Raw genomic sequence first — 10,300 nt, forward strand, 5'->3', positions numbered from 1 at the left:
CTCACGTGTGTATCGCTACTCATGCCTGCATTCTCACTCGTGAACCTGGCGCGGGGCGGGCCCGAGCAGGCGGCGGCGCGGGGCGCTCATGCCTCGTCCCCCCGGGTCAGGCGGCGGCCCAGCAGGCTGAACACCAGCGTCAGCAGGAACAGCAGCAGCGATATCGCGGAGGCGTAGCCCGTCTCCCCGGAGAAGCCCAGACCGACCTGCCGGATCAGGAAGGGCAGGGTACGGGCGCCTCCGCCGGGCCCGCCGCTCTCGCCGCCGAGGATGTAGATCTCGGTGAAGACGCGCAGCGCGGAGATCGCGGAGAGCGTGCCCACCAGCAGCATCATCGGCTTCACCTGCGGAACGGTGATGCTGAGGAAGCGGCGGACGGGGCCGGCGCCGTCGAGCGCGGCCGCCTCGTGGAGGGAGGCGGGCACGTTCCCGAGGGCCGCCAGGTAGAAGACCATGTAGTAGCCGAGGCCCTTCCACACGGTCACGATCATGGCGGACACCAGGAGCATGGTGCTGTCCGTCAGGAAGGGGACCGGCTCGGAGACCAGGCGCAGCCGCAGGAAGACGGTGTTCACCAGGCCGTCGCTGCGCAGCACCCACTGCCAGATCAGCCCGACGACCACGGCGGAGGCGATCACGGGCGTGTAGAACGCGGACCGGAAGAGGCCGATGCCGGGGACCTTCGCCTGCACGAGCACCGCGAGGGCCAGCGGCAGCAGGACCAGGCAGGGCACGACGACCGCCAGGTACAGCACGCTGTTGCCGGTGGCCACCCAGAAATCGGGGTCGGCGAAGGCACGCCGGTAGTTGGCGAGGCCGACGAAGGAGCCGCCGCGCAGGATCCGGGCGTCGGTGAAGGACAGGATCACGGTGTTGACGAACGGCCAGAGGCTGAACAGGACCACCATCACCAGACCGGGCGCGAGGAACAGGTACGGCGTCCACCACCGGCGGTGGACCAGCCCGGTGTCCGCCTCCATGGCCCGCAGGGCGGCGCGGCGGGCCCTCACTTCCGGGCCGCGTCCGCCAGCAGCCGGTTCGCCGCCTCCTCCGCCTTCCGCACGGCCGTCCGGGCGTCCTGCTCTCCGGTGATGGCCTTCTGCACCTCCCGTACGACGGCGTCCCCGACCTGACTGGTCCACTGGACGGGGGTGTTGGCGTCCAGGGCGGCCGTTTTCAGCTGCTCGGCGCCGACGGCCCGCGCCAGGGTCTCGGCGTCGGTGCCGTCACCGCGGTCCGCGAAGAAGGGGTCGGCGAGACCGCGGGCGTGGGAGGGGTAGATGGTGGCCTTCCGGGAGAACTCCACCTGGTTGGGGCCGTTGGTGACCCACTTCGCGAACTCGGCGGCCGCGTCCAGGTGCGCGGTGTCCTTGCGGATGCCGAGCGACTGGGCGTAGATGCCGATGTGGCCGAGGGTGCCGGTGACGGCTCCGGCGACCTGGGTGCGCGCGTAGACCTGCGGGGCGTTGCGCTTGATGTCCTTGACGAAGCCGGGCGAGCCGGGGCCGAAGACAAGTTTGCCGCCGCCGTAGAGCTGGTTGATGTCGTCGGACTTGAGCAGGGACTCCTTGGGCATGGCGCCCTTGGCGTACAGGTCCTTCATGCGCTCCACCCAGGCGACGGCCCGGTCGGTGCCGAAGGTGAAGCGGGTCTGCGCGGGGTCGAGGATCGGGATGCCCATCTTCTGCCAGTCTCCGGGCAGCCGTCCCTTGGGATCGGCCATGAAGGCGGCGTACCGGCCGCCGGAGCGGGCGGCGATCTGCTCGGCCTGGTCGAAGAACTGCTCGACGGTGGTGGGCGGTCGGGAGGGGTCGAGCCCGGCCTGCTGGTACAGCTCCCGGTTGAAGGTCAGGATCTCGGGCGTCACGTACCAGGGGTACGCGTACACGCTCGCGTCCCGGCCCGGCAGCTTGAACTGCTCCCAGGCGCCCGGTACGTACTCGGTGGCCAGCGCCCCGTCGAGGGCGGCGACGTCGGCGAGCATGCCGCGGCCGGCGAGCAGCTGGAAGGAGTCGGTCGAGAGGTTGACGACATCGGGGAGGGCGCCTGCCTGGGCGTCGGCGACCAGCTTCTCGTTGTAGCCGTCGCCGGGCACGTCCTCCCATTTCACGGTGACGTCCGGGTACTTCTGCTCGAAGGCGTCGATGACGCCCTGGACGTAGGCGGTGAAGGTGGGTTTCAGCTGGAGGGTGCGGAAGGTGATCTCACCCGCGACCCGGCCCGTTCTGCCCGCCTCCTCGGCATCCGCGGCCCCGGAACCGCTCAGCCCGCACGCGGTGGCGGAGAGGAGGGCGCCGGCGATCAGTGTGCCCGCAGCCGTACGGGTCGTGCTGGAACGGTTCATGGTCGCCGCCTTCGCAGAAGTCCGGCCTCGTCGCCGGAGGCGGTGCCCACGGTCGTCGCCGAGCAAGACCTCGTCAATGAGGCCGGAGGAAAGCTGGCCGGTGCGCGGTGGTTGCGGAATGGCCCGAGACCGCTGGGAAATCCGCTGCGCACTCTTATCGCACGCCTCCCACCTGGACTGATGCGCTTTAGTACGCCAGCCGCCGGGGAGCGTGTGGATTTGCCGGTCCGCCCCCTCCCGCGGCTGTTTTTGACGCCTTGTCGCCCCCGCCGGGAGCCGCGCACTAATGCGCTTTACCCGTACGGTGCGTAAAGCGCGCCCGGCCCGCTGTTGTGCGGCCGGGTGTCACCGGCCAGGTTTCGGCCGAACGGCGTGTAGCTCAGCACCTGTCGCTGTGCGACCCGGCGGGTCGGGAGCGGGCCTTCGCCGGGATGGACGCACACGCCGCCCGGTTCCCCGCCCGCACCGCCGCCGTGATGAGCCCGAGGTTGGACGCACTGCGGCGGGCCGCGGCAACGTGGTAGCCCCGTCGGCTACTTCATCGGGTAGCGGACCTTCTCCGCCAGCTTCCCGTCCTTGAAGCAGAAGCGCAGAACCGTTTCCTTGCCACCCTCGGCCTCGCCGCTGGAGACGTACCAGGCGCAGCTGCTGCCCTCGGGCTCGGCCGGGCCGCCGTCCTTGAGGGCGCTCTTGACGAAGCTCTCGCCCGAGGGGAGCTTCGCGCGGACCTCGCTCTCCGCGTCCCCGGTCCGCACCTCCTCGTAGACCTTGGGGTCGACCAACGTCTTCTCGGCCACGTCCAGCAGCTTGCCCGCGCCGAAGACCAGGGCGACGATGACGCCCACCCCCAGCACCAGCGCCACGCCGCAGCCGATCAGACAACCCTTGCGCTGAGCCACGCCCGTTCCTCCCACTCGCTTCGCGTCCGACGGCGGTCGCCCGGACCAGCACACCCTCGCAAGGGGCGCGGGTCCGGGGCTGTCCTCGAAAGTCGCCGGACGGCGCGACGATGGTCGTTTCAGGTGGCCGCCGGAGGGGCCGTCAGGTCACTGGGGTCGGTGTTGGCCCCGCAGAGCACGACCGCCACCCGCTCCCCCAGCGGCTCGGCGGCGCCGCGCAGGGCGGCCAGGGCGGTGGCCGCGCCCGCCTCGACCACGATCCGGTGCTCCTCCCAGAGCGCGCGGCGGGCCGCCGTGATCTGCGCGTCGGGGACGAGGACGGAGGTCACGTTCTTCTCGCGGGCCGCGTCCAGCGCGTCCTGCGAGACCCGGGTGGCGCCGAGGGAGTCGGCCGCCACGGAGTCCACCTCCACGTCCACGACCCGGTCCGCCTCCAGGGCGGCGTTCAGGGCCCGGCAGTTCTCCGGCTCGGCCGCGACCACCCGTACGCCGTGCTCGCGGGCGGCGGTGGCCACCCCGGCGAACAGCCCGCCGCCGCCCACCGCGACGACCACGGTGTCCAGGCCGGGCAGGGCCTCGCGGATCTCGTCCAGCAGCGTTCCGGCCCCGGCGGCGATCAGCGGGTGGTCGTAGGCGTGGCTGCTCAGGGCCCCGCTCGCGGCGGCGAACTCCCGGCAGGCGGCGAGGGCTTCGGCGTACCGGTCGCCGACGAGCCGGACGTCCGCGCCGTAGCCGCGCAGCCGGTCCACCTTCACGCGCGGGGCGTTGGCCGGCAGGAACACCGTGGCGGGGACGGACAGCGCGCGGGCGGCCCAGGCGCAGGCCAGCCCGGCGTTGCCGCCGGAGGCGATGGTGACACCGGCCTCGGGGACGGTGCCGGCCTCGTGGTGGGCGGCGAGGAAGTTGCGGGCGCCGCGCGCCTTGAAGCTGCCGGTGTGCTGGAGGTATTCGAGCGCGTACCAGACCCCTTCTTCGGCGGGGGTCACGGCGACGGGCCGGACCCCGCCCCCGATGCGCGCGGCGGCCGCGCGGACGGCGGCGTAGTCGAGTTGCTGCGGACGTTCCATGGTCGGTCTCCCCATCACGTGGCGGGCCGGGCGGCCTCGATCAGCTGGCGCAGGGCGCCGTAGTACACCTCGTGGTCCGTCAGGGCGGGCAGTATGTCGGCCATGCCGCCGGAGAGCACGGGGAACTCCCCCGGATCCAGCGCGGCCAGGGCGGCCCGCGAGGCGGCGGTGGCCCGCTCCGGCTCCCGGTGGTCCACGAAGGCCGCGCTGCCCAGGGTGAGCAGGTACATGCGGCGGTATGCGGTGATCGCCTCGGTGACGGTCAGTCCGGCGGCGACGCTGTCGGCGAGGGCGGGCTCGACCAGCCGGGCGAGGAGCTGCCGCCCGAGCCAGGGGCGTCCGCCGCGCAGGACGAGCAGTCCGGGGTGGTCGGTCAGCAGCCGGTACAGCGCGCGGAAGCGCTGCTCGGTGGCCTCGGCCCAGTCGGTGCCGGCGGGGATGTCGGGGAGCCGGCCGGCCAGGTGCTCGGTGCACAGGTCGAGCAGTCCGGCGAGGTCGGTGCAACGGCGCTGGACGGTGGCGTGGGAGACGCCGAGCCGGTCCGCGAGGGTGCGGAAGCTGAGGTGCTGGGGCCCCTCCTCGTCGAGGATCCGGAGGGCGGCGACGGCGATGGCCTCGGGTGTGGCGCGGTCCAGGGCGGCTGATCTCCTCGGCATGCGATACACCGTAACATACGATGTATCGACACGTTCGGGTGAGGTAGGTGGGGCCATATAGCTGGTCATCACAGGACAATCCGCGCGATCCGTTGACACTGGGTAGCCGTCTCGCTGCACTGGGCGCACGACCGTCCCCACGTCTAGGAGACCCGGTGCCGCCTCGCCTGCGCGCAATGCTCCCCTGCCTGACCGCGGCCGCCCTGCTCGCTCTCGCCCTGGGCCCCGCCCCGGCAGTGGCCGAGCCCCGGGCGACCTCGGACACCCCGCTCGCGCTCACCCCGCCGATGGGCTGGAACAACTGGGCGCACTACATGTGCGACATCGACGAGGCCACCGTGCTCGCCAACGCCGACGCCCTCGTCTCCACCGGGCTCGCCGCCAAGGGCTACGACACGGTCACCATCGACGACTGCTGGATGACCAAGAGCCGCGACGCGCGGGGCAGTCTGGTGGTCGACCGGGCCAGGTTCCCCCGCGGCATGGCCTGGCTGGGCGAGTACCTGCACGGCAAGGGCCTCAAGTTCGGCATCTACCAGGACGCCGGCTCCCTCACCTGCGAGAAGTACCCCGGCAGCGGCTCGCCCCAGGGCGGCGGACCCGACCACTACGCCCAGGACGCCCGGCAGTTCGCGTCCTGGAAGGTCGACTACGTGAAGATGGACGGCTGCAACCTGTGGGTCCCGGAGGGCCGCACCAAGGAGCAGGCGTACCGGGACGCCTACAACGGCGTCGCGCGGGCCCTGCGCGCCAGCGGACGGGACATGGTCCTCTCGGCCTCGGCGCCCGCCTACTTCCAGCAGGGCGAATGGGGCGGCTCGGACTGGCACAAGGTCCTCGGCTGGGTGGGCGAGACCGGGCAGCTGTGGCGCGAGGGCCGCGACATCCAGGTCTACAAGCCGGCCGCGCCCGCCGCCTCGCGGTGGAGCTCGGTGATGGGCAACTACGGCTACAACCGCTGGCTCGGCCGGTACGCGGGCCCCGGCAACTGGAACGACCCCGACTTCCTGATCGCGGGCGCCCCCGGCCTCACCGCCGCCGAGAGCCGCAGCCAGATCGCCCTGTGGGCCATGATGGCCTCCCCCTTCATCCTGTCCTCCGAGGTCGCGAAGCTGAGCCCGGAGGCCGTCGCCGCCCTCGGCAACACCCGGATGATCACCCTGGACCAGGACTCGATGGGCCGTCAGGCCGCCGTGGTCTCCTCGAACGCCACCTTCGAGATCCTGGTACGGCCGCTCGCGAACGGCGACCGCGCGGTGGCCGTGCTGAACCGCTCGGGCAACACCCGTGACATCCGCGTCCCGCTCGACGAGATCGGGCTCGCCGAGTGCACCGTCGACGCCCAGGACCTGTGGAGCGGCGATTTCCGCGAGGTGTCCCAGGCCCTCACCGGCCGGCTCGCCGGCCATGACACTGCGGTCTGGCGGCTGACCCCGCGCGGCTGCGCCGAGGCCGTACGGACCGGGCAGATCACCGGCGACGGCGCCCGCTGCGCCGACGGCGCCAGCAGCACCGCGGTCGGGACCGTGGTGATGGCCGCCTGCACCGGGGCCCCCGACCAGCGGTGGACCGTAGGCACCGACGCACGGCTGCGGCTGGCCGGGGAATGCCTCTCGGCGGGCGAGGAGGGCATCGTCGAACTGGCCGACTGCTCCGCACCCCGGGACAAGCAGCCCGGCCAGACCTGGTCGCACGGCCGCGACGGCGCCCTGGTGGAGAAGGCCAGCGGGCTCTGCCTGACCGCGCCCGCCCGGCCCGCCACCCCCGACGCCCCGGCCGAGCGGCTGCGGCTGGAGGACTGCGGCGACCACCGCGTCGACCAGGCGTGGGCACTGCCGGTCTGAGGCAACGGGAGACGGGCCGGGTACACCACCGGCAGGGGTTTCGGTCGCCCGTGCGGCGGCCGTCACCCTCCCGGAGGAAACCCGGCACCCCGGAGGGGGACATCGCCTCCCTCCCCTCCCGCGCGCGGACGCCACTCGCTTGACTGGCCCGGAGACGATCAGGGGCGACCACCGGCACGGTCCGGTGGCCGCCCCTTCCGATGCCACGCGGCGTGACGCGACCAGGAGGGCACCCGACCATGTCCCGGACCGAACACGAGAATTCCGCCGGAGAGCAGCCCGGCCACCAGGAGCCCGGACAGGAGCGCACGACGGCCACCGGTTCCGCAGCCGGTTCCGCCGCCGCCTCCCTGGAACTGCTGACCCTGCTCGCGGCCGGGGTGGCCGACCTCGCCCTCGACCAGCTGCGCCAGACCGCCGACCGCGCGCAGGACGCGATGCGCCGCGCCGATCTGCGCGAACTGCTCACCGACGGGGTGGTGGAGCTGCGCAAGCGCGGCGAACTGGCCACCCGCCGCGCGGGCGTGAACGGCGAGAACTACCTGGAGACCATGGCGCGGCGGGTCGCCGAGAACATCGCCGCCGAGGGCCGCCCCTGTGCATGACCACCCCGGCTTCAAGGAGCGCATCGACGCGGTGCTGGTCCGGCTGGCCGACGAGGAGGAAGCGGCCCTGCTCGGCCTCCATCCCGAACTCACCCCGCTCTCCGAGCAGTTACGCCGCTCCCTCGCCCAGGGGAAGCGGCTCCGGGCCGCCTTCCTCTACTGGGGGTGGCGGGCCGCCGGACAGCCCGACTGCGAGGGTGTCGTCCGGGCCGCGGCCGCGATGGAGCTCGTGCACGCCGCGGCCTGCACCCACGACGACATCATCGACGGCAGCCGGATGCGCCACGGGCAGCTCACGGCGCACGCCGCCTTCGCCGCGGCCGGACGGCGCTCCACCGCCCTCGCGATGATCCTCGGGGATCTGCTGATGGGGTACGCCGGACACCTCTTCACCACCTGCGGCCTGCCCGGCGGCTATCTGGCCCGGACCGTCCCCCTCTGGTCCGCCCTGCTCCGGGAGACCATGGCCGGCGAGTTCCTGGAGGTCCTGCGCACCGACGCGGCGCCGGGCCGCGATCCGCTGGTGGCGGAGTCCCTGGAGGTCGCCCGCTTCAAGACCGCCAAGTACACCGTGGAACGCCCCCTGCACCTCGGCGCCACCCTCGGCGGCGGCCCCCGCGCCCTGCTCGACGCCTTCTCCGGCTACGGGGTCCCCCTCGGGGAGGCGTTCCAGCTGCGCGACGACCTGCTGGGGACCTTCGGGGATCCGGCCAGGACCGGGAAGTCGAACCTGGACGACCTGCGCGACGCCAAACCCACCGCCCTGCTCGCCCTGACCGTGGCGGCGGCCGCACCGGACGACCGGCGGCTGCTCGCCAAGCTCGTCGGCAACCCGGAGCTGGGCGAGGCCGAGGCGTGCTCCGTCCGCGAGCTGATGACCCGTACCGGAGCGCCGCAGCGGGTCGAGGACATGATCCGCGCCCGCGTCCGACGGGCCTACGAGGCGCTGGAAGCGGCCCCGATGCCCGCCGAGGCCCGCGCCGCCCTGCGCGACCTGGCCACGACGGCCGCCGGCCGCTCCCTCTGACCGGCCCCGCACACCACCGCGCCCCCACCCGACCACCTACCGGACCACCGAGGACGACCGAAGTGAACACCACCCCGACCGCCCCGCCGCGCCCGCGCTACGACGACGCCGCGCTCGACGCCCTGTGCGCCCAGGGCGACCCGCTCGCCGACGAGACCGTCGCCGAGATGTTCCGCCGCGGCGAGGTCGGTGACCTCAACACCCTCATGCGCTTCTTCACCACCACCGGCGACCCCCTCCCCGAGCGGCTGCCGGCCTCCGCCCGCGCCTACTTCGAGGCCACGGCCATGCCCCCGAGCTGGGTGGACTGGGACCTGATGGAGCAGGCCCGGCTGTTCTTCATGGACAACGCGGCCCACATCAACACCGGCCTGTCCTTCGCCGCGATGCCCGCGACCTACGCCGTCCCCCGGATCGCCCGGCTGCTGTCCTCGACGCACTCCCTCGACTATCCCTCGCGGCGGATGGCCAACACCGGGCAGTTCGTCACCTACCTCATGCGGACCGACTCCTTCGCGGAGGGCAGCACCTTCATCCCCGCCGCGCAGAAGGTCCGGCTGCTGCACGCGGCGATCCGCCACCACCTGCGCCACGGCGGCCACTGGGACCTCGCGAAGGACGGGATCCCGATCTGCCAGGAGGACATGATCGGCGGCCAGATCTGCTTCTCGCTGCTGGTCCTCGACGCCATGCACCGGCTCGGCATCCATATGAGCGAGGAGGGCGCGGAGGCGTACTTCTACGCCTGGCGGGTCGTGGGCGCCATGCTGGGCTGCGACCTGTCGGCCGCGCCCCGCACCCTGACCGAGGCCCGCGACTTCTGCGATCTCTACCTGCTGCGCAACCTCGGCCCCTCACCCGAGGGCGCCCGCCTCACCGCCCAGCTGACGCGGCTGTACGAGGACGTGGTCCCGGGGACCCTCTTCGACCCGATGGTGCCCGCCACCGTCCGCTACCTCGTCGGCGACACCATCGGCGACTGGCTGGAGGTCCCCCGCTCCGCCTGGGACACGGCGGCCAGGGCGGTCCCGGTGTTCCTGGGGCTGCTGGAGACCATCGAGGACAGCAGCCCGTACGCGGAATGGGCCCTCGACAAGGCCGGCTCGCTGCTGGCCGGCTTCGAACTGGCCTCGCTGACCCGGGGCCGGGTGATGCACCACGCCATCCCGGCGGAGCTGCGGCCCGACTTCGGGGTGAAGCCGCCGCGCACCGGCCGCTGGGTGCCGCCCGCGCCCGTGCACTGACCGCTGAGCACTGACCGCCGGCCGCCGGCCGCTGACTGCTGACTGCTGACTGCTGACTGCTGACTGCTGACTGCTGACTGCTCACCGCAGAGCACTGCGCTCCGACGCGCCGGACCGCCCCCGGGGCGCACACTGGCGGTGTGACAGCAGATCCGGCCCGTTCCGGCCGGTCGCGCCGGGTACGGGGCGCCGCGGCCGGGATCGCCGCCGCGGCCGCCGGCCTGGCGGTGGCGCAGCTGGTCGCCGCCTTCCTGCGGCCGGAGGCGTCCCCGGTGACCGCCGTCGGCGGCGCGGCCGTGGACCTCACCCCCGTGGCCGTCCGGGAATGGGCCATCCGCCTGTTCGGCCCCGCCGACAAGCCGGTGCTGATCCTCGGCATCGTGCTGGTCCTGGCCGCGGTGGGCGCGCTGGCCGGGCTGCTCGCCGTACGCAGTCTGCCTGCCGGAATCGCCGTCACCGGGGCGTTCGGGCTGCTGGGCGCGGCGGCCGCGCTGAGCCGGCCGGAGGCGGTCCGGCGGGACGCGCTGCCCTCGCTGACCGCGGCCGCCGTGCTGGGGCTGCTGGTGCGGGCGGCGACCCGGCCCCCGCCCGCCGGGGCGCCGCCGGACGGGGCG

At 73.2% G+C, this 10,300-nt stretch carries 9 protein-coding genes and 1 pseudogene; 5 read left to right on the top strand and 5 right to left on the bottom strand.

Going from position 1 to position 10,300, the window contains the following annotated elements; translation table 11 throughout:
• Positions 1–86: 86 nt before the first annotated feature.
• From ABZ873_RS32795 to ABZ873_RS32815, 5 genes are all read right to left on the bottom strand, one after another.
• Entirely contained in the window at positions 87–980 is an 894-nt protein-coding gene (locus tag ABZ873_RS32795; protein ID WP_360880096.1) for a sugar ABC transporter permease, read from the bottom strand.
• A 26-nt stretch (positions 981–1,006) separates the two neighbouring features.
• A complete protein-coding gene (locus ABZ873_RS32800) occupies positions 1,007–2,344 on the bottom strand; it encodes a sugar ABC transporter substrate-binding protein (RefSeq protein WP_360880073.1) in 1,338 nt (445 codons plus the stop codon).
• Between the two features lie 533 nt (positions 2,345–2,877).
• The gene (locus ABZ873_RS32805; RefSeq protein WP_360880076.1) at positions 2,878–3,243 is read right to left on the bottom strand and encodes a hypothetical protein; all 366 of its coding nucleotides are present in this window, start codon (positions 3,241–3,243) and stop codon (positions 2,878–2,880) included.
• 119 nt (positions 3,244–3,362) lie between these two features.
• A complete protein-coding gene (locus ABZ873_RS32810; protein ID WP_360880079.1) occupies positions 3,363–4,310 on the bottom strand; it encodes a serine/threonine dehydratase in 948 nt (315 codons plus the stop codon).
• Positions 4,311–4,324: 14 nt separating this feature from the next.
• On the bottom strand, positions 4,325–4,966 hold the full coding sequence (locus tag ABZ873_RS32815; RefSeq protein WP_360880082.1) for a TetR/AcrR family transcriptional regulator C-terminal domain-containing protein: 642 nt from the start codon (positions 4,964–4,966) through the stop codon (positions 4,325–4,327).
• A 176-nt stretch (positions 4,967–5,142) separates the two neighbouring features.
• Here ABZ873_RS32815 and ABZ873_RS32820 point away from each other — a divergent pair, with 176 nt between their 5' ends.
• The 5 genes and pseudogenes from ABZ873_RS32820 to ABZ873_RS32840 form a co-directional block, all read left to right on the top strand.
• On the top strand, positions 5,143–6,810 hold the full coding sequence (locus ABZ873_RS32820; RefSeq protein WP_360880085.1) for an alpha-galactosidase: 1,668 nt from the start codon (positions 5,143–5,145) through the stop codon (positions 6,808–6,810).
• Positions 6,811–7,049: 239 nt separating this feature from the next.
• Positions 7,050–7,415: a hypothetical protein gene (locus ABZ873_RS32825; RefSeq protein WP_360880088.1), complete on the top strand. Its 366-nt coding sequence runs from the start codon at positions 7,050–7,052 to the stop codon at positions 7,413–7,415.
• A complete protein-coding gene (locus tag ABZ873_RS32830) occupies positions 7,408–8,442 on the top strand; it encodes a polyprenyl synthetase family protein (protein WP_360880091.1) in 1,035 nt (344 codons plus the stop codon). Before ABZ873_RS32825 ends, ABZ873_RS32830 begins: the two co-directional genes overlap by 8 nt.
• A gap of 62 nt (positions 8,443–8,504) precedes the next feature.
• On the top strand, positions 8,505–9,686 hold the full coding sequence (locus ABZ873_RS32835; protein ID WP_360880094.1) for an oxygenase MpaB family protein: 1,182 nt from the start codon (positions 8,505–8,507) through the stop codon (positions 9,684–9,686).
• Positions 9,687–9,826: 140 nt separating this feature from the next.
• A pseudogene (locus ABZ873_RS32840) lies at positions 9,827–10,300 on the top strand (molybdopterin-binding oxidoreductase); the annotation flags it as partial.

The organism is Streptomyces sp. NPDC047014, from assembly GCF_040644195.1.
GTDB lineage: Bacteria > Actinomycetota > Actinomycetes > Streptomycetales > Streptomycetaceae > Streptomyces.